The following is a 20640-nucleotide window of genomic DNA, read 5'->3' on the forward strand; positions in this document are numbered from 1 at the left end:
TGTAAGCTCATGGTATAAAAATTATGAAACAATCTGTACAGCATTTTTTCATTAATAATGCTCAAATAAAAAAAAAGATTTTAGATTTTGATTTAATCCTATGTTCAAGTTTAGCTTTTGTACTACCTTTTTCAGCCTTTAATATTTACATATTTGGAATTCGTATTGATTTTGAACGGGTTTTGCTTTCTGTATGTGTTTTGAATTTAATTATTAAATTGTTTTTACCTGATCAAAATAAATTAAAAAGAAAAAGAGCCGTTTTTACGTTATTTCTACCAATTTTAATTGGTATTATTTATGCTTTATACTTAACTCCTTTCCAGGTTGATTTTATTAAAAGTATTCAATTTAATAATGATGCTGAAATATATGGCTTTATTTTTAAGAGAATGCTGAAATACTTGTTTTATATAGGTTTTTCTATCTATTTAGCCTTGGTTTTAGTCGATGAAAGAAAAATTAAAATATTTCTCAGTTGTCTAGCAATATCGTTATGTACAAATGAAATATTAGGATTTACTCAGTTTATCACATTTGCAATTAGTGGTATTGATTTATTTCCTATGTATAAGGTTAAGCTTACTGAAGACTTTGCTAGATATCATCAAAGTGCAACTGTTAATTTTATGGGTTTACGCGTTTTGCGGGTTAATGGTTTTTCACATGAACCTAAAGGTTTAGCAATGGTCAATACATTTTTATTCTTTATGAAATTGTTTTGGAGTAAATATGCACGTAATAATTTAATTATTCAGTTGCAATTTTTAGATGATTATATGTCTAAAACTTTATGGCTATCTATAATTGTTATTTTGATGACTTTTTCTTCTTCAGGTTTAATATCATTCCTTTCAGGTTTTGCATTTTTATTACTATTACGTAAAAACAAAACTACTTTTTTAGCTAAAAATAATTTAATCTATTGGATATTTTTTACAACTACTATAGTTCTGTCTTTTGTTTTCTTTAATGATCTACCTGAGAAAATTGCATCGTTTTTTCAAAACACTATGGTGAGAAGATTAAGTTTATTTTTTAAAGAGTTTTCAATCATTTCTTTTTATCAAAGTTTTGACCCTGAAGATGGAGCAGCTTTATACAATATATTAAATTATCCTTTTGTCATACTACATGGCTTAGGCTTTGGTGCATTTAGCAATATTAGCTTTGTTTATTTTAGTAAATACTATAGTTCAGAACTATCCCCTTTTTCACGAAATATAATGATAGAAATGCTTTTTGCAGTAGGGCTGCCAGGTACTATTATATTTTTTTACTTCCTAAATCATATCTACAAAAGATTAAGGTATATTAATAAGTTCATTTGTTCCAATCTGTATTTACATTCTTTGATCGCGATTATCCTATTCCTCAACTTGTTTGTTCGCTCTAGCGAGCCTATCTTTTTTATGTTTATAGGTATTTTATCTGCTCTTTACTTAAACTATACTCCTCTATCTCAGACGCAAAAATAAAAAAATATAAAATAATTCGTTGTAACTGCACACAAAATTTTGATTTGCTATCGCAATTATATAGAGTTGAAAAACAAAGATAATTTTATGAGCATAAGCTACGTTATTCCAACATTAAATAGTGCTTCTACACTTGATATGACATTATTATCCTTACGCTCCCAAAAAGATATAAATGTTAAGGTGATTGTAGTGGATAGTGGCTCAACAGATGGCACGTTAGATGTGTGCAAACGTTGGAACATTAAAACTTTGTATGCTGAGCCAGGAAATATGTATCGAGCTATTAATATAGGCTTGCGTGAATGTGATACTGAGTGGTTAGGATATATTAATTCAGACGATTGGTTGTACTCAGATAGTTTAACGCGACTGATTACCCACGGAAATGCTTCTAATGCAGATATAGTATATGGCATCTGTGACTTTACAGATGTTCATGGTCGCTTTATGTATTCATTTACTCCACCTAAGTGTAACCAATTGATTTCCATGTCTAAAACTGGGGTACTTGGAATCGCTCAACAAACAACAATCTTTAGAAATCGCCTTTATCAAAGGTTGAAAGGTTTCAACGAAGAATACTACTTTGCTGCTGATAGAGATTTTTATATGCGAGCCTTGCAATCCAACGCTATCTTTACTTTTCTTCCTGGTTCATCAGTAGCTTGTTTTCGATTACATAGAAACCAATTAAGTCAAAAAAAATCTGAACTCATGAGAGTTGAGTCTAAAAAAATTAATACCACGCTCTTTAAATCACCCAGCTATTATGATTGGGCTATAAGGATGCAGTGGCACTTGAGTAATCTTCCTCACTATCTATTGAGGTTTTTTAGGCAATCGATGCTTTCAGGTGAGATAACTGTCACGAAGTCGATGCATGGAGGTACACACCTTGAAACACAATCTAAGGCTTTTTAAATGACTAAGATGCGGAATGCTTAGATAGACAATGCAAGGAGTTTGAATTGATAAATTTGTAAACAGAGTGAAAGCAATTCAAATTGTGTATTTTATATTCTCTTAAAAATAATCATTCAAAGTAGTTACAAGATAAATTGTGAAAATTCTCCACGTCATTCCCTCTGTTGGTCAAGTACGAGGCGGTCCTAGTCAAGCCGTAGTAGAAATGGTTCAGGCATTACAAAACTTAAGTATAGATGCTGACGTAGCCACAACTAACGATAATGGCTTTGATTTACTCGATGTGCCTCTGTGTCAGAAAATTGAATATCAAAAAGTTCCTGTTTGGTTCTTCCCACGTTTTTCACCATCAATAGAATCTATTCGAGAATTTGCTTTTTCTAGTCCATTAACTTCTTGGCTTTGGCAGCACGTTGCCGAATACGATTTATTGCATATCCATGCTATTTTTTCCTACCCTTCCACAATAGCAATGGCGATCGCACGCCTCAAAGGTGTCCCATACATTATTCGTCCTCTAGGGCAATTGTGTGAATGGTCTTTGCAACAAAGCTCTTTAAAAAAGCAAGCATATATGACGCTTGTAGAACGTGCTAATATTAACTGTAGCAAAGCCTTGCATTTCACCTCCCATCAAGAACAGCAAGAAGCCTCTAAATTAGGATTTAACTCACCAAGTTTTATCCTTCCACATGGTCTTTCTTTACCTAAATTAATACCAGATGCTCGCTACAAGTTACGGCAAATATTGAAAGCGCCAATAGACGAGCCTGTAGTTTTATTTATGTCTCGCATACATCCTAAAAAAGGCTTAGAATATCTTATCCCTGCTTTAGGGAAACTAGTAGAGCAACGCTTTACTTTTATACTTGCAGGAAATGGCTCTCCTGAGTACGAAAGTAAAATTTCTGAGCTTTTAGCTGCTGCTGATATTCAAAATCGTACTTATCGTCCTGGGTTTGTGACTGATGAAATGAAAGATCTTTTACTTCAAGGTTCTGATATTTTTACTCTCACATCTCATTCAGAAAACTTCGGTATTGCTGTTTTAGAAGCTTTAGCAGCACGGCTACCTGTCGTTGTTACTCCTGGTGTTGCTCTGTCTTCTGTCGTTGAACAACATCAACTTGGACACGTAGTACAGCTAGACACAACAGCGATCGCATCTAGTATTCAAAATTTACTGAGTAATCCTCAAGAAACACAGAAAATCGGCGATCGCGCTCGTCAGTTAATTCACGAACAATACACGTGGGAGCGTATTGCTTTAGATCTTATCTCAATATATGAGGCAATAACTAAACAAGAAAGTATTGCTGCTTTCTGCTAACTAATTTAAATAAATTATCAAGATAGTCATGTCAATACTTAAAGACGTAACACCCCTAATTCTTACATTTAATGAAGCTGCCAACCTCCACCGTACGCTTCAGCGTCTTACTTGGGCAAAACAAATAATAGTTATTGACAGTTATAGTTCCGATACAACTCTAGATATTCTGCGCTCCTACCCTCAAGTTCAAATATTTCAGAGAACATTTGATACTCATACAAATCAGTGGAACTATGCCTTACAGCAGGTACAAACTGAATGGGTATTATCACTAGATGCAGACTATGTTCTTACAGAAGACATAATTGCTGAAATTGCTACTCTCGCACAAGACTCCTTAGCAGATAGCTATTTTGTCAAATTTAAGTATTGCATTTTTGGCAAACCTTTACAAGGTACATTACTTCCACCACGTGAAGTTCTTTTTAAAAAAGAGAAAGCCATTTATATTGATGACGGGCATACACAGTTACTACAGGTAAAAGGTAAGTCCGCTATGCTTTCATCATATATTTATCATGACGATCGCAAACCTTTAACGCGATGGCTATGGGCACAAGATCGCTACATGATTATTGAAGCAAAAAAACTCCTAGAAACTCCCAGTCAAGAACTCAGCTTTGGCGATCGCATCCGCAAACAAAAAATCTTAGCTCCTTTCGCCATTTTATTTTACTGCTTAATCATCAACAGAGGTATTCTAGACGGATGGGCTGGTTGGTACTATGCCTTCCAACGTACTTTAGCTGAAATTCTGCTCTCAATTCGCTTAATAGAAGCTGAGATAAATCAACAGCAAAACTTAGAGACAAAATCTCTTGATGTAAATGTGGCTACTAGCTTGCTAACAAAGTAAACAAATGAATATTTTCGTCAATCCTGCTTTTATTTTGGTCTTGCTCAACGTTATTCCGAATCAACAGGCGATCGCATCCTAACTATTTTTTGCCTGTTCAACCTTTTGGCGAATCAATGCTGCTACTTTCTCCACCTCAACCGCAGATTGAGGCAAATCATAGATTTCAGAAGTCGCATCAGATGTAAAGCGGTCAACAAAGGCATAAAATGCTTCCTGATCGTTAGGATGAGCAACTAGATAAGCCCTTAACTCCGCCTTATTCATATTTTCAAAGCTAGGCTTCATTCTAAAAACCTCCAACGACCATTACGAAAAATCTCTATTTGTATATTATCGCCAGCTAAAATAAAGATATTTCCCGTTCGCTCATCAAGCCGAACAACAGCAATCAAAGTAAACATATTAGTTATAGACTGGCACAAGGTTACACATATGATGCCTTGTTCAGCAGTTGGTAGAATTTTTCATACCTTATTTAAATAGCCCCATATCAAGTTAGACAAAGAACTTTTCACTGATGTCACCTCAGGCGATCGCCGCGAAGTCGATTTACTTGCCAAAGCTAAGTTTAGAGAACAAGAAACATTCTTCCTAATCCACTGCAAACACCAATCACAATCCCAAACTCAGTTTGGTAGAAGGATGTTCTACTACTTCGCACGTTTATCTGAAAAATACGCCCTCCCCGTCTACCCAATAGTCATTTTTTCCTACGACACTCCACGCCAGTTTGACGCCACTTCTCTCAACGGGGGACTCGGGAACCCCACTACGTGGGGATTGGGGGTAAACCCCCGCACGAGAGTGGCTCCTCAACGGAGGACACCTCCGCACGACACTGGCTCCACAACGCAGCGAACCCACATCATATCAAGTCACCTTCCCTGACAAAACAATCCTGGAATTCAACTACAGTGTCATCCAACTCAATCGTCTGCACTGGCGCGACTTCTTAAGACAAGAAAACCCCGTAGCCGCTGCACTGATGGCAAAAATGCAAATCAAACCTCAAGAGCGATCAATAGTAAAATTAGAATGCTTGCGCCTGCTAGCCACCTTACGTCTAGATCCAGCCAGAATGCAACTGATATCTGGCTTTATTGATAGCTACTTACGCCTCAACATCCAAGAAGAACAGCTATTTCAAACACAACTGAGTACACTAGGAATAGTTCAACAGGAGGAAGTGATGAAAATTGTCACCAGTTGGATGGAACAAGGTAGACAAGAAGGTAAACAGGAAGGAAGACAAGAAGAAGCCCAATCTTTAATCCTACGCCTACTCAACCGCCGAATTGGTGCATTCGATGCACAATTACAAGCACAAATCCAGCAACTGTCACTTTCGCAGTTAGAAAACTTAGATGAGGCTTTATTAGACTTTAGTGATACCTCTGATTTAATCACTTGGTTAGAGCAGCACTTAAGCAGTAACTGAAGTTGTCTTGAATGAGCGATCAGCTATCGATGAAGTTTCCTCCGCAGCATAAATACCGCTTTGTCACTTTGGCGATCGCCTCCTTGCTCATCATTCTATTAGGGATCATTCCGCTCAGAGTTGCGATCGCGCACTACCAAGTACCTCAACCTCAAGCTATCCTCACCCTCGGTGGCGGTGCAGATCGCGAAACATTCACCGCCCAATTTGCTCAACTGTATCCACAACTCGACATTTGGGTATCTTCTGGTATTCCCACTAAACAAGCGTGCAAAATCTTTCAACAAGAAGGAATTTCCCCCGCACGCATCCACATCGATCGTCGCGCTGTCGATACCGTAACCAACTTCACCTCACTCGTTGACGAATTCCAACAACGCCACATACGACACGTTTATCTCATCACCTCCGACTTTCATATGTCCCGCGCCACAGCGATCGCTACGATTATTTTTGGAAGTCAAGGTATCATCTTCACTCCAGTCTCAATTCCCTCCAACCATCCCCCTGAATCACAATTGCGCATTCTTCGCGACAGCACCCGTGCTGTGTTATGGCTTTTCACACGGCGTACTGGCGCTAGTTTTCATTCACGCTAGCGCAGCGAGGCTTTTTTAAAATAGAATTCTCATACTTGACAAATCAAGTTCACTTGCGCCAGACTCGAAGCCAATTCCAGCACCTAAATTCCCTCCGCGATCTTTATTTCATGAACCGCCACAAGTGGAGGGGGCAATGACTTCTTCAAGCTGTCTTTAAATTAGTTATCCATCAATATGCGTCTCGATCAATACACTCTCGGCAACTATACTCCTGGCGCTCCGCTATGGAAACAACTTCTGTGGTATTTTCTTGGAGAACCATTATTCCGCGCTCATTGGCTACCAGTTTCAACATTCAAAGTACTCTTGCTACGCCTTTTTGGTGCCAAAATAGGTCAACAAGTCCGCATCAAACCAGGAGTACGAGTCAAGTTTCCTTGGCGATTGACTCTAGGTGATTATACTTGGATTGGTGAAAATGCCTGGCTTGATAATGTCGCTCCCATCACCATAGAGAACCATGTTTGTATATCACAAGATGTCTATCTGTGTACAGGCAATCATGACTGGCGCGATCCTCATTTTAAACTGATCCCCGCTGCAATTTACATCGCCGAAGGTAGCTGGATTGCTGCTCGTGCTGTTGTCGGACCTGGAGTTACTATCGGTAAAGGCGCGGTATTAGCCCTCGGTAGTGTCACAGGGCGATCGCTCGAACCAATGACAATCTATGCGGGAAACCCTGCGCAACCAATTAAACAGCGAGTCATATCAGGTACTCTGGTCATTCATCCTCATGATTTACCGAAAATACATTGAATGCCAAAATGCGATCGCATTTTGGCATCAGTAAACGTCTTCGTAGATTGACTATCCTAATTTAATCAATTTTTATTACTCAATAAATTCAAATTTTTATTTATAAATAATACAGCTAAGCTCACTCCTCATCAAGTATCCAAAAAACATTAAGTTTTAAAAAAACTTTGTTAATTACTAGCTATTAACGCTATTACGGTTATTTAGCTCTACTCAACGCTGAATAAATTATGAGTACGTACAATTCACACCGTAGAAATACTTAACTACACTACCGTAGATTTACGTAAAGAGAATAAAGATATTTTAGGTTTTTGTAGAATTTTCCGTAAAGTTTCCGATGGAACAAACGTAAATAGAGGGTTAAATTGCTTGTGAACTGCAATCTTTATCAAGCAATTGTAAATTAAATAACAAGCAGTTTGGAGAAAAACTGCTGTGCATTGTGAGATTGCTTTTTTAGTTGCTCATCAGATTGGTATAACCAATGTTAGAACAATATGCACCAGGCTTGAATCTAGAAAATTTTAAAATACTACAGCCTAGTAATGAAAAAACATCCGAACTGCAACCAACGTTTAACTTATCTATTTTTACGCAGTTCTATCCTCCTGATTATGCAGCAACAGGGCAACTTATTGAAGAGTTAGCAACTCAATTAGGTCGCCTCGGTATTCATGTACAAGTTTTTACAGGGCAGCCAGGGTATGCTTTTCGTAAAGATTCTGCCCCAGCCAAAGAAAGATTAAATCGAGTTTCAGTCCAGCGATCGCGCACATCTCGCCTTTGCCCTGCAAGAATTCGCGGCAAAGCAATTAATGGATTATTGTTTTTTCTACGCTGCGTACTTCATGTATTTAAAAATTCAGGTAAGAAAGATATTTTACTATTAACCAGCGCACCACCTTTCTTACCAATTGTTGGCTATATTGCTAAGCTATTTTTTGGCACTCCCTACATCTGTTTACTGTATGATTTGTATCCTGATGTAGCAGTAGAACTTAATCTAGTCTCCTCTAAAAATTGGCTAGTTAAAGCTTGGGATTGGATCAATAAACAAGTTTGGAAAAAGGCAGATGGCTTAATTGTACTGAGTTCTACAATGAAGGAACGAGTACAAACAAAATGTCCCGAAGTAAGTGACAAAATTTCAATTATTCACAACTGGGCTAACCCTAATTGGATAGTTCCCATAGCAAAACAGAAAAATTGGTTTGCACTCAAGTACGATTTAGTCAAGAAATTCACAGTTTTGTACTCAGGTAATATGGGACGCTGCCATGAAATGGATACTATATTAGAAGCAGCTTTCCAACTACAAAATGAGCCAATTCAATTTGTTTTTATTGGCGGTGGCGCTAAGCGACAAATTTGCATTGAACAAGTGAAAAAGTTAGGTTTAACGAATTGCCAATTTTTACCTTATCAAGACAAACAAGATCTTCCTTATTCTCTAACAGCGTGCGATTTATCATTAGTGAGTATTAGCTCAGGAATGGAAGGAATTGTTGCTCCTAGCAAGTTATATGGTATTTTAGCTGCTGGACGTCCCGTTGCTGCAATTTGCGAATCTAACTCTTATTTGCGATCGCTACTATCCGAAGCAAATTGTGGTGCAGCTTTTAGTAACGGTGATGCAGACGGTTTGGTAATGTTTATCCGGCGTCTCGCAAACGAGCGCTACTTAGCAGAACAAATGGGTGATGCAGGTAGGCGCTATCTTCAATCCAATTTTACACCAGAGATTATTGCTAAACAGTACTCAAAAGTCTTGAGTACAGCAGTTGAACTCCAAAAAAGTAAAGCAGAAGCTAAAAGCAAATTATGTTAGTTAGAATAACAAATTTGCAGTTGGATATGAATTGTTAATAATTGGTTGTCATGTTTTAGTAAATATGTGAGCATTAAACCTTTTTTCTAGTTGGCAAATAGGCAAATAAAAGCAATCACTAATTCCCAACAAGATTTTTCAAATTTAATATTTACTCATTGGCAGCTTCTATGCAGATTTTCACCTATTTACTTAACTAAATATTACTTATTAGCAATTCTCATATCAAAAGTCAGCGAGAGGAATCATATATTATGGAAGAGCAGATAAAAAATCAACTACTTTTTGAAAGAAATGGCAATGGGAAACATCCCCAACCCTTGCTACCTATTATTAATACTCCTTTGCCAATTCCTGATCCAACAGATGAGTGGGATCTCCGTCAGCTTCTAGCATTAATTCGTCGCCGCGCACTCGTTTTAGGTAGTGTGGCGATCGCACTATCAGCAAGCGTTGGTTTCTGGACTTTCACACGCCAACCCAAGTACGAAGGCGGATTTCAACTTCTCGTCGAACCCGTAACAGCCGAAAGTCAACTTGAAGGATTAACACAAATTCCTGGCGTTAGTACCCAAATGCAAAAAGAAGGCTTGGATTACGATACGCAAATTCAAGTCTTACGCAGCCCTGAACTAATGGCTCCAATTATCAAAGAAATTGCCACACGCTATCCTGATGTTAACTACACTTCTTTGCTTGCCGATTTAAGTATTAATCGCTTTCAAGAAACTAAAATTCTAGACATTCGTTATCAAGATTCTGATCCACAAAAAATTCAGTATATCTTGCAGCAACTTACTGCCGGATTTCTTAAATATAGCTTGCAAGAACGGCAAACAAATTTGCGCCAAGGAATACAGTTTGTCGATGAGCAAATGCCACAGTTACAAGAGCGAGTTAATACGTTACAAAAACAACTACAACAATTTCGTCAAGAATATAATTTTATCGATCCAGAAGTCAAAGCCGAACAATTATCTCAGCAAGTGAGTACGATTAAACTACAGCGGCTTGAAACACAAAAAACCTTAGCAGAAACTCGTGCTTTGTATGCAGCATTACAAGGCAAAGCAGGTGCTCAACTTGCCGAAACTGTTATTCTAAATCCTAACTTACAAGACCAATCTGAAGCATCGCAAGCTTTAAATGCATCTTCTGTATATCAAAACCTCGTGACGCAATTGCGTGAGATAGATAGCCAAATTGCCGCTGAATCTACTCGCTTTCAAGAAGATAGTCCCATTTTACTTACCCTACGCCAAAAGCGTGAAAATTTATTACCAGTACTGCGCCAAGAAGCTCAACGAGTTTTAAGCAACACATTAGTTGAGGTATCTAATCAAATTTCCGGTTTAGAAGTTCGTGCAGCCAAAATTGCCCAAGCTGAAGATAATCTTAATCAACAAATTCAACAATTACCTACTTTGGCGCGGCAATATACAGACTTACAACGCGAATTAAAAGTCGCCACCGAAAGTTTGAACCGCTTTTTAGAAAAACGCGAATCACTGCAAATTGAAACAGCGCAAAAGGAGATTCCTTGGCAAACGATCGCAGCACCTCAACTGACTCAAGAAGAACCAATCTCACCTAATATCAAACGCAATCTCATTTTAGGTACTATCGCCGGTCTTTTAGCGGGAATGGGGGCGGCGTTGTTAGCAGAAAGACTAGATAATGTCTTTCATTCTCCTGACGATCTCAAAGAAATTACAAAACTGCCACTTCTTGGCACAATTCCTTTCCGTAAATCTATACCACCAGCAACACCAGCAGCTGAGATTGAAGTTGTCAAAAAATCAGAAGGTATTCAACTGCTACTTGATAGTTTCAGCAACACTCAAGGTGAGAGCTATTTCCCCTTCTTAGAAGCGTTTCGCTCGTTACACACAAATATCAACTTCTTAGGTTCTGATACTCCAATTCATTCGCTCGTTATTAGTTCCGCATCGCACGCCGATGGAAAATCGACTATCGCTGCGCATCTCGCACAAGCGGCGGCTGCTATGGGACAGCGCGTTTTACTCGTTGACGCTGATTTGCGGCTACCGCAGGTACATAACAAACTCAATTTACCCAATGAAGCAGGATTAAGTAATGTCATTACAACCAGCTTGCCTGTAGATGATGCCATTCAGCGATCGCCACTGTGGGAAAATCTCTATGTCCTTACTTCGGGTCCCATTCCTCCCGATCCTGTCAAGCTGCTTTCTTCTAAAAAGATGCAGCAAATTATGGCACAACTGCGACAAAGCTTTGACCTAGTTATCTACGATACGCCGCCTATGTTAGGACTTGCGGATAGTAGCCTACTTGCTCCCTACACCGCAGGCATTGTCTTAGTCGTCCGCATGGGTAAAACGGATCGTTCGCTCCTTGCTCAAGCTCTAGACCGCTTAAAAATGTCGCCTGCAACCATCCTGGGTACAGTATGCAATGGTGTGAAAAACTACGATTTCGCACCATACAATTACTACTACTACAAGCCTCAAGTGCAAAATACATAAGAGGGGCAAGGAGCGAGTGATGAGTTTTGAGTTTTGACTTGAGGAACTTCTTAACTCCTCTGCTCCTCTGCTCCTCTGCTCTAGCTCTACTGCACAGAACTCAACTCTTTCTGTACAGCAGCCTCTGGACTCTCTGCTTCCGATGGTGGTACAACTTGCCAAAACTGCGGTAAGTACTCTGACCAGTTTTCCAGAATTCGTTTCGCCTTCGGTGAATTTGTGCGTTCTACGTGGGCTGAGATCAACTCTTTCAATTGTTTTTCACCTGCTGGGCTACTCACCCGTTGCAGTTTGACAATTTCAGGGTTGACTAATGCGGGGAAGTTACCCTCTTCATCGAGGAAGTATGCTAAACCTCCAGTCATCCCAGCGCCCACGTTTCTACCAACCTTACCTAAAACAACGATCGCACCACCCGTCATATATTCGCAGCAGTGATCGCCTGCCCCCTCAATCACGGCGGTTCCTTTAGAGTTACGTACCGCAAAGCGCTCGCCAGCAATACCGTTCGCAAACAGCGTACCGCCTGTAGCACCGTACAAACAGGTATTACCCACAATCACGTTGTCCTCAGGAGCATACGTTGCGGCTGCTGGCGGCTTGATAATAATCTCTCCACCGTGCATTCCTTTGCCGACGTAATCGTTTGCTTCGCCTTCGAGCGTTAAGATTATGCCAGGCAAGTTAAACGCACCAAAGCTTTGTCCGACACTACCTTTGAAGTTGAGATTGATTTGTCCTTCAAAGCCAGTATTACCGTATTGAGCCGCGATCGCTCCCGCCAGTCTCGCGCCTACTGTTCGATCTGTATTGACAATGACTAAATCTTTAGTAACACTAGATTGATTGCGAATCGCGGCTTGAATATCTGCATCAGCAAGTAATTCGTCGTCGATCACAGGACCATTACTGTGAACCGTTTCATGATTTAGCCATGCGCGATCTTCTCGCGTGTCTGGTAACTGCGTAATACAGTCGAGATTGAGCGTTTGTGTTTTTGTCAGTCTTACACCTTCGCGCACTTTGAGTAAATCAGCACGTCCGACAATTTCAGTCAGTGAGCGATAACCGAGTTTTGCTAAGAGTCCGCGTACTTCTTCCGCAATAAAATAGAAGAAGTTGACGACGTGTTCTGCCATACCAGGGAAGCGCTGTCGCAGTTCTTCTTTTTGGCTAGCAACTCCAACGGGGCAGTTATTTGTGTGACAAATGCGCGCCATGATGCAACCTTCGGCAATCATCGCAATTGACCCGAAGCCGAACTCTTCCGCACCCATCAACGCACCCATAAGAACATCCCAGCCGCTCTTGAAGCCACCATCGACACGTAGAATCACGCGATCGCGTAATTTATTATCCATCAACACGCGATGTACTTCGGTGAGTCCAAGTTCCCAAGGTCCACCCGCGTGCTTAATTGAAGATAGTGGCGATGCACCTGTTCCGCCATCGTGTCCCGAAATTTGAATAATATCTGCATTTGCCTTAGCAACACCCGCAGCAACAGTACCGATACCCACCTCAGCAACTAACTTGACTGATACTTGGGCTTGAGGGTTAATTTGATGCAAGTCAAAAATTAACTGTGCCAAGTCTTCGATCGAGTAAATATCATGATGAGGCGGTGGCGAAATGAGCGTCACCCCAGGCTTAGAACGCCGCAGCATGGCAATATAAGGGCTAACTTTCTTCCCTGGTAGTTGCCCACCTTCACCTGGTTTAGCACCCTGCGCAATCTTAATTTCAATTTGCTTGGCGTTCATCAAGTACTCAGGTGTCACGCCAAAGCGTCCTGAAGCGACTTGCTTAATTGCTGACGATGCGGTATCGCCATTTTTCAAGCCTTTCAAATGCGGTAGCAACGGCGAATGTCCTTGCGCATCGACATCATCGAGGACGTGATAGCGAATCGGATCTTCTCCACCTTCTCCTGAATTTGATTTACCACCAATGCGGTTCATTGCGATCGCCAGCGTTTCATGCGCTTCGCGCGATAGTGCCCCTAAGGACATTCCACCAGTACAAAAACGCTTGACAATTTCGGTAATCGATTCGACTTCCTCTTTAGCAATAGGCGCGCGGTCTGAATTAAAGTCGAGTAAATCGCGCAGCGCGGTGACTGGGCGGTGTTCTAGTAATTGGCGATAAACTTCGTAGTGGTCGTAATTTTTTTGATCCGCGATCGCTTTATGCAGCGCTTTTGCCAGTTCTGGGCTATTCATGTGATACTCACCGCCAGGGCGATACTGAACAAACCCAAAGTTTTCTAATTTCTTGACGGTTAATTCGGGGAAAGCCCGCTGATGGAACGACAAAACTTCCTGTGCTAGTTCGCAAATACTCAAACCGCCCAAGCGCGAAGTTGTTCCACGGAACCCAAGTTGTAACAAGTCTTGCGCAATGCCGATCGCTTCAAAAATTTGCGCTCCTTGGTAGCTTGTCAGTAAGGAAATTCCCATCTTCGAGAGAATCTTGAGAATTCCCGCTTCTACCGCTTTGCGATAGTTATTCAGCGCTTGATCGAGCGTAATCGCGGCAATTTTTCCGCGTTCCATAAACTGCTGTGTTTTCGGGTCAGACCACCAACTTTGCACCGTTTCTAAGGCAAGATACGGACACACAGCGCTAGCACCATAACCAATCAAACACGCAAAATGATGCGTACTCCAGCACTGCGCGGTATCAACCACCAACGAGGCTTTCATCCGCAGCCCTTCTCGAATCAGGTGATGGTGAACAGCACCAACGGCGAGTAACGGCGGAATATAGCTTGATTCTTCTGAAAGTTTGTGCGTGCGATCGCTTAAAATCAGAATTGTGTTGCCGTCTTTTACTGCTGCTGCTGCCTGTTCGCACAACTTCCTCACCGCGATTGCTAAGCCTTGAGGACCTGTTGCAATTTCAAACAGCGTAGACAACGTAGCACACGCAAAGCCTGATTCTTTAATTGCAGCTAAATTTCCCGCCTGCAACACTGGAGAATCCAGCTTCAAACGTTTTGCGTATTCTGGTTTTGCCTCTAGCAAGTTTCCGCGTTCGCCGAGTTCCATCTTCAACGACATCACCAAGCTTTCGCGCAGAGGATCGATCGGTGGATTTGTCACCTGGGCGAACCGTTGCTTGAAATAGTCGTACAGCAAGTGCGGGCGTTCGGATAGTACCGCTAAGGGAATATCATCTCCCATACAAAACGTCGGTTCTTTTCCTTCGCTTGCCATCGGTTGAATTACCATTTCCACGTCTTCGGTGGTGTAACCAAAGGCAATTTGATTCCGCAGTAACGCCGTTTTCGGATTAAGTGTTTGTGGTAAAGGAGTCGAGGAGAGATTTTGCGTTGTATCTTCCTCGCCGCCACTTGCTGCTTGTGTCTCCAGCTTTAACGTATCGGTATTACCAAGTTCAACGCGGTATTCTTTAAGCCACTTTCCGTAAGGCTGTGCTTGCGCAATCCGCTGCTTGATCTCCCAATTTTTCAAAACTTCATGACTTTCCAAATCGACAGCGATCATTTGCCCTGGTCCGAGTCTGCCTTTTTCGATAATCTCAGCTTCGGGTAAGTCCACAACCCCTGCTTCGGAAGCAACAACAATGTAGCCATCTCTGGTAATACTGTAGCGTGCTGGTCGCAAGCCATTGCGATCGAGCGTTGCACCGACTTTCTTTCCATCGCTAAATACAAGGAGCGCCGGTCCATCCCAGGGTTCTTGAATACCGCTGTAGTATTCATAAAAATCAATAATTTCTGGGTAGTTGTCCAAATCAGGCTGATTTAAGTATGCCTCTGGCACCATAATCATTAATGCCTCTAGCGGACTCCGACCCGATCGCACTAATAATTCCAGGACATTATCTAACGTTGCCGAGTCGCTATTATCAACATAAACAATCGGCTTGAGTACCTCAAAGTGGTCTTCCCAAACTGGATGCGTCAAGTCGGCTTCGCGTGCCATCATCCAGTTAATGTTGCCGAGTAATGTGTTAATCTCCCCATTGTGTCCTAATAGCCGCATCGGTTGCGCCAACGGCCATTTTGGCATCGTGTTTGTACTGAAACGACGATGGTAAACGGCAAAAGCACTTTGATAGGCTGAATTTTTTAAATCAGTATAAAATTCGCCTAGTACCGCCGATCGCACCATGCCTTTATAAACAATCGTGCGACTCGAAAACGAGCAAACATAAAAGTTTTCAGCGTCTTTAATCTCACCCGTTTCTGCTAGCGCTTTACCAATCTTTTTCCGCGTGATATACAGTTGACGTTCAAGCGCATCACCTGTTTTGTCGGCGCTAGCAACGATGACTTGTTCAATTTGCGGTTGATTTTCTCTTGCTTGAATTCCTAATAACTGAGGTTTGACAGGGACAACGCGCCAACCTAATACTGTCAGGTTCTCTTGCGCTAATACGCGTTCGATTGTCTGACGAACAAGATTTGCGATCGCCTCTTCTTGAGGTAAAAAGAGCATCCCCACTGCACAATTTTCGGATGGCGGTAGCTGTTTTCCTTGCTGTTGTAACCACTGACTCAGCAACGCCCAAGGAATCGCAGTCATTAACCCTGCACCATCTCCCGAATCTTGGTCAGCACTACAGCCGCCTCGGTGTTCTAAACACGCAAGTGCTGTTAATGCTTTTGTCACAATTTCATGACTTGCTTGATTTTCACAGTGCGCAATAAACCCCACGCCGCAGGCGTCTCTTTCTTCTACCAACCAGCGCGGTCCCGCATAAGTACTATCTGAAGAACGATCTACGTTTTGATTCGTCGTCATGTTCAGTGGATTTTGATTCATCTGCTGGTTATTCATAGATTAGTTAGGATTCTGCAAAGGGGATTTACTTAGAGTTGACTGCGATTCATTCTGCGGTTTATAACTACAGAATTAAGGCTGACGATCAAGACAAGTCGCGTTAATAAAAATTATTTAAAATTACCTGACTCACGCTCAATACTTTTTGTTGGCGTTTTAAAATTAAACCTTTTCTTATCAGTGCTGGCAATCTCATTTACAACCGATTTCGTAATACGTTCTTAATTTCGGAACTCTAGTGTTTGGGTGAGTGTCTTAAACTTATGATTTTGTCACGACTCAGCAATTCCTGCGAAAGGAATGCTAGCCAAAAACTTAATTTTCTTTATGCGTAATCTATTGACAAATCATAAAAGATGTGCGGTATTCCCCGATCTTTATCATAAAGTAACAGAGTAAGGTTATGATCAAATGCTCAGATTTGACAATTCCTCAGTGCAATAAAAGTTTACTGCTACTGCGGAGGAGCTACTCAAGCATTTATCTATTATGTTGCTGACACGACGCCCAATTTTAAAGTCAAGCTCCATAGTACATTCAAGCACTAAGCAAAACCTAGATACTACCAGTTTGGTGCCTACTGAGCGATCGAGCTACTTCTATACATTATGACGTTAAGCCTCGAAATAGAAGTCAGTAATTTTTAATATTTAGGAGTTAGGAGTGAACAGCGAGGAAACTAAACGAACTCAGCAGCCCTTGCGCACCAATCAGGCAAATGTCAGTTCAAACGCAAAGCATAAACATAGCTCTGATCAAAACTACTTTAATATCCACATTAGATTGACTCCTCTGCGATCGCACTCCTTGCAAGGGTGGACTATACCTATTAGTATCCTATCTCGCGCCTTTTTGATGCCGCGCAAAGTTTTGTTTTTGCTCCTAACAATCACATTATGGTTGACAGCGACTACGAGTAGTGCTGCGCAGCAGTCGTCGCCACACGCAAAACCTACTGCAAAGCCCTTATTAATAAGTCAAAATTCCGCACCGCGCTTAGTTGCTACAGGTACGCAAATTGCGCTCAATAATCGTACGTTACCAGGTGCTTGGAGTCAATGGCAGCAGCCGACTAAAGCCGGAATGGCAACAGCGATTAGCGACGCTGGACTAATGCAACTTTTAGGCGTTGAGTTATTGAACACGAAAGATGTCACCAAGCAATCCGTACAATGGTTTTCTCAACCGACAACCTCAGCGTTTACATTAGATGCTTGGCATCACAATAGCTATCGCTATCTCGATATTACGCAATTAGCAACAAAGCTTGGCTGGCAAATTCAAACGAATGGCAATACGCTACAAATCAATACTCCAGCCGCAATGATTAAAGACATTCGCCAAGGTAAACAAGCATGGGGCGATCGCATTGTCATTGATTTAGACCGCCCAGCATTTTGGCAAGTCACATCACAGCCGATTCCTGCAAAACCTAAATCGCCATTATCCACAACTGATGACGATCAACCGCCGAATCAAGAATGGCTCATTACTATTGATGCGACAGCGCAGCGATCGCTACTTCAACGCTTTCAACCAAGTTTACCTGCGCAACTCACCAGCGCTCAAGATAGCGACCAAACTTCGGTACTTCAACTAGAAAGCGCACCCAATTTGACAACAATTCGCCTCAGTGTTCCTGCTGGCTTATCACCGCGTCCAAGTACTTTACCCAATCCCAACCGCTTAGTCATCGATTTACGACCGGATGCGATGGTTGAACGCGATATACAATGGGCTTCTGGTGTCCGTTGGCGACAGCAATTTGTCACATTAGGCGATTCGCGCTTTCCTGTCGTTCTAATCGAAGTCAATCCACGCACAACAGGGTTAGCACTCAAACCAATTTCTAGCGCCACAAATTCGCTGACTGGTACGGCACCAATTATAACAACTGCGCAACAATTAAACGCCGCAGCGGCAATCAACGGCGGTTTTTTCAATCGCAAAAATCAGTTACCCTTAGGAGCAATTCGGCGTGACGGACAATGGTTATCCGGTCCCATTCTCAACCGAGGCGCGATCGCTTGGAATGATGCTGGTAAATTCAAATTTGGACGGCTACAACTTCAAGAAACAATAATTACTTCTTCCGGACAGCGTTTGCCGGTTGTGACGTTTAACAGTGGCTACGTCAAACCTGGTATTGCCCACTATACAAATACTTGGGGCGCTACCTACACTCCTCTCATTGACAACGAAATTATTGTCGTTGTGCAAAATAACCAAGTCACTGGACAAATTCCTGGTGGTGCTGCTGGCGAAACAACAGTTCCGATTCCTGCCAACGGCTTCTTACTCGCGCTACGGGCAAATCCACAAGTTGCTAGTTTACTACCTGTAGGCACAATCGTCCGCACCGAAAACGCGACAAGTCCTGCTGATTTTGCTAGTTACCCGCATATCTTAGGCGGTGGACCGCTTCTATTACAAAATCGTCAAATCGTGCTAAATGCGCAAGCTGAAGGCTTTAGTGAAGCTTTTAGCCGTCAAAAAGCCGCGCGAAGTGCTATTGGTGTAACCGCAACAGGCAATCTCCTCATCGCTGCTGTCCACAATCGCGCGAATGGTGTTGGTCCAAGCTTGACCGAAATTGCCCAAATCATGCAACATCTCGGCTGTGTTGATGCTTTAAATCTTGACGGTGGTAGTTCGACGAGTCTTTTCTTAGGAGGACAGTTGCTCGATCGCTCTCCCCGAACCGCCGCCCGCGTCCACAACGGATTAGGCATTTTCCTCGAACCTCGTACCTAAATAGTGAGCGCGCGTTCATTAGAGTCAAACTTTTTAAGAAGAGGTACCTGATAATCCCAAAGTATTTAGCCCAACAAAAGCTAATTGATTAATTCCTTATAGTTAAAGATTACTTAAACATACCGCACAACTGATGAAGAGTTGTTATAAAAATATGAAACGGATGCATTTTGTAGTGACAGTTGCTAGCAGGTGTTTGCTATCTTGGGCTATATTTGCCAAAGTTTGGGTATCTTAAGCGCAAAATCAGTTTTTCTATATTTGCTATAAGTCGTTTTTTAAGGAGAAAAATGTATGGTTCAGGCTCAAGAAACTGCCCACGAGCCGACAACACTGCCTTTACCGCCATCTGTAGGTCATAAAGGCATTGCAGCTACTGAACTCAGACCTTGGGGTTCTTTCACGATTCTCGAAGAAGGACGCGGCTACAAAATCAAGCGAATTGAAGTTAAACCAGGGCATCGTCTGAGCCTACAGATGCACCACCACCGCAGCGAACACTGGATTGTTGTTTCAGGTACAGCAAAAGTGACTTGTGGCGATGCCGAAATTCTACTTACGAATAATCAATCTACCTACGTACCTCAGTGTACAAACCACCGCTTAGAAAATCCTGGTGTGATTCCCCTTGTTATTATTGAAGTCCAAAATGGCGAGTACTTGGGAGAAGACGATATCGTCCGGTTCCAAGACGACTACTCGCGTACAAAGTAACAATTAAGAGTAGGGAAGAAAACAGTTAAGATGCTTTGTAGGAAAGCTAAATCAAACGTTATAAATTAACTTTTGTCTCTTGTTAGCGAGTAAAGGCATATTTTCATTCCCTACTTTTAAGGCATCATGGTTCGTCTCAGCACATCCGCAGCTAAAGAAATTCAACGCCTGCAAGCCAAGCAGCATAATCAAAATGTCTTCTTTCGGCTAAAGGTTCAAGCTGGTGGCTGCTCTAGCTTGTTATACAACATGGAATTTGATACTAGTCTAACTCCAAGCGATCGCGTTTATGACTGTAGCGGAATTACAGTTGTTGTCGATGCGCAAAGCATTGACTATATTCATGACCTCCTCCTTGATTATTCGGAAGATTTGATGGGCGGAGGTTTTCGCTTTCATAATCCTCAAGCGATCGCAACTTGTAGCTGCGGTAACTCATTTTCTATAGCATCCGATGCCTCTACTTCTCAACAGTAACGATTGATAACCAACGATCAAGCAGGAACCCTCGACACATTCTTTAATTCAAAAAGGCTACAGAGCTTAACTGTATTCTCTGACCTCTGCCCCGTTCTTCGCTGCTGCCGATTTGACACAAACCTGATAAGTTTGTTATACTCAGGATTT

The 20640-nt window shown here is 41.6% G+C and carries 14 protein-coding genes; 12 read left to right on the top strand and 2 right to left on the bottom strand.

All coding sequences use genetic code 11. The annotated features are described in order from the left end of the window. Positions 1 to 23: 23 nt before the first annotated feature. The 4 genes from GLO7428_RS18285 to GLO7428_RS18300 all read left to right on the top strand — a co-directional run bounded on the left by GLO7428_RS18285 (position 24) and on the right by GLO7428_RS18300 (position 4594). On the top strand, positions 24 to 1478 hold the full coding sequence (locus GLO7428_RS18285) for a hypothetical protein (RefSeq protein ID WP_015190057.1): 1455 nt from the start codon (positions 24 to 26) through the stop codon (positions 1476 to 1478). 66 nt (positions 1479 to 1544) lie between these two features. Then, positions 1545 to 2402, top strand: coding sequence for a glycosyltransferase (locus tag GLO7428_RS18290; protein WP_231295503.1), 858 nt, complete (start codon positions 1545 to 1547; stop codon positions 2400 to 2402). Positions 2403 to 2541: 139 nt separating this feature from the next. Continuing rightward, positions 2542 to 3735 carry a glycosyltransferase gene (locus tag GLO7428_RS18295; RefSeq protein ID WP_015190059.1) on the top strand — a complete coding sequence of 398 codons (1194 nt, stop codon included), beginning with the start codon at positions 2542 to 2544 and terminating at the stop codon, positions 3733 to 3735. Between the two features lie 28 nt (positions 3736 to 3763). Then, on the top strand, positions 3764 to 4594 hold the full coding sequence (locus GLO7428_RS18300; RefSeq protein ID WP_015190060.1) for a glycosyltransferase family 2 protein: 831 nt from the start codon (positions 3764 to 3766) through the stop codon (positions 4592 to 4594). A 78-nt stretch (positions 4595 to 4672) separates the two neighbouring features. On the opposite strand, the gene GLO7428_RS18305 is transcribed toward GLO7428_RS18300, so the two are convergent. Beyond that, positions 4673 to 4882 carry a hypothetical protein gene (locus GLO7428_RS18305; protein ID WP_015190061.1) on the bottom strand — a complete coding sequence of 70 codons (210 nt, stop codon included), beginning with the start codon at positions 4880 to 4882 and terminating at the stop codon, positions 4673 to 4675. A gap of 700 nt (positions 4883 to 5582) precedes the next feature. Here GLO7428_RS18305 and GLO7428_RS18315 point away from each other — a divergent pair. The 5 genes from GLO7428_RS18315 to GLO7428_RS18335 all read left to right on the top strand — a co-directional run bounded on the left by GLO7428_RS18315 (position 5583) and on the right by GLO7428_RS18335 (position 11734). Next, the gene (locus GLO7428_RS18315) at positions 5583 to 6035 is read left to right on the top strand and encodes a DUF4351 domain-containing protein (protein WP_051038453.1); all 453 of its coding nucleotides are present in this window, start codon (positions 5583 to 5585) and stop codon (positions 6033 to 6035) included. 11 nt (positions 6036 to 6046) lie between these two features. After that, positions 6047 to 6634: a YdcF family protein gene (locus GLO7428_RS18320; protein WP_015190062.1), complete on the top strand. Its 588-nt coding sequence runs from the start codon at positions 6047 to 6049 to the stop codon at positions 6632 to 6634. A 177-nt stretch (positions 6635 to 6811) separates the two neighbouring features. Beyond that, positions 6812 to 7396: a putative colanic acid biosynthesis acetyltransferase gene (locus GLO7428_RS18325; protein WP_015190063.1), complete on the top strand. Its 585-nt coding sequence runs from the start codon at positions 6812 to 6814 to the stop codon at positions 7394 to 7396. A gap of 487 nt (positions 7397 to 7883) precedes the next feature. Continuing rightward, entirely contained in the window at positions 7884 to 9227 is a 1344-nt protein-coding gene (locus GLO7428_RS18330) for a glycosyltransferase family 4 protein (RefSeq protein WP_015190064.1), read from the top strand. 254 nt (positions 9228 to 9481) lie between these two features. Continuing rightward, positions 9482 to 11734, top strand: coding sequence for a polysaccharide biosynthesis tyrosine autokinase (locus tag GLO7428_RS18335; RefSeq protein WP_015190065.1), 2253 nt, complete (start codon positions 9482 to 9484; stop codon positions 11732 to 11734). A gap of 86 nt (positions 11735 to 11820) precedes the next feature. Here GLO7428_RS18335 and gltB read toward each other — a convergent pair whose 3' ends face one another. Continuing rightward, positions 11821 to 16506: a glutamate synthase large subunit gene (gene gltB / locus GLO7428_RS18340; protein ID WP_231295644.1), complete on the bottom strand. Its 4686-nt coding sequence runs from the start codon at positions 16504 to 16506 to the stop codon at positions 11821 to 11823. An 894-nt stretch (positions 16507 to 17400) separates the two neighbouring features. Here gltB and GLO7428_RS18345 point away from each other — a divergent pair. The 3 genes from GLO7428_RS18345 (at position 17401) to GLO7428_RS18355 (ending at position 20490) form a co-directional block, all read left to right on the top strand. Continuing rightward, a complete protein-coding gene (locus GLO7428_RS18345; RefSeq protein ID WP_155823789.1) occupies positions 17401 to 19299 on the top strand; it encodes a phosphodiester glycosidase family protein in 1899 nt (632 codons plus the stop codon). 294 nt (positions 19300 to 19593) lie between these two features. Then, entirely contained in the window at positions 19594 to 20013 is a 420-nt protein-coding gene (locus GLO7428_RS18350) for a cupin domain-containing protein (protein WP_015190068.1), read from the top strand. Between the two features lie 126 nt (positions 20014 to 20139). After that, positions 20140 to 20490, top strand: a complete 351-nt coding sequence (locus GLO7428_RS18355) for an iron-sulfur cluster assembly accessory protein (protein ID WP_015190069.1) — start codon at positions 20140 to 20142, stop codon at positions 20488 to 20490. Positions 20491 to 20640: the final 150 nt, after the last annotated feature.

It is taken from the genome of Gloeocapsa sp. PCC 7428, assembly GCF_000317555.1.
In the GTDB taxonomy this organism is placed as follows: Bacteria; Cyanobacteriota; Cyanobacteriia; order Cyanobacteriales; family Chroococcidiopsidaceae; genus Chroogloeocystis.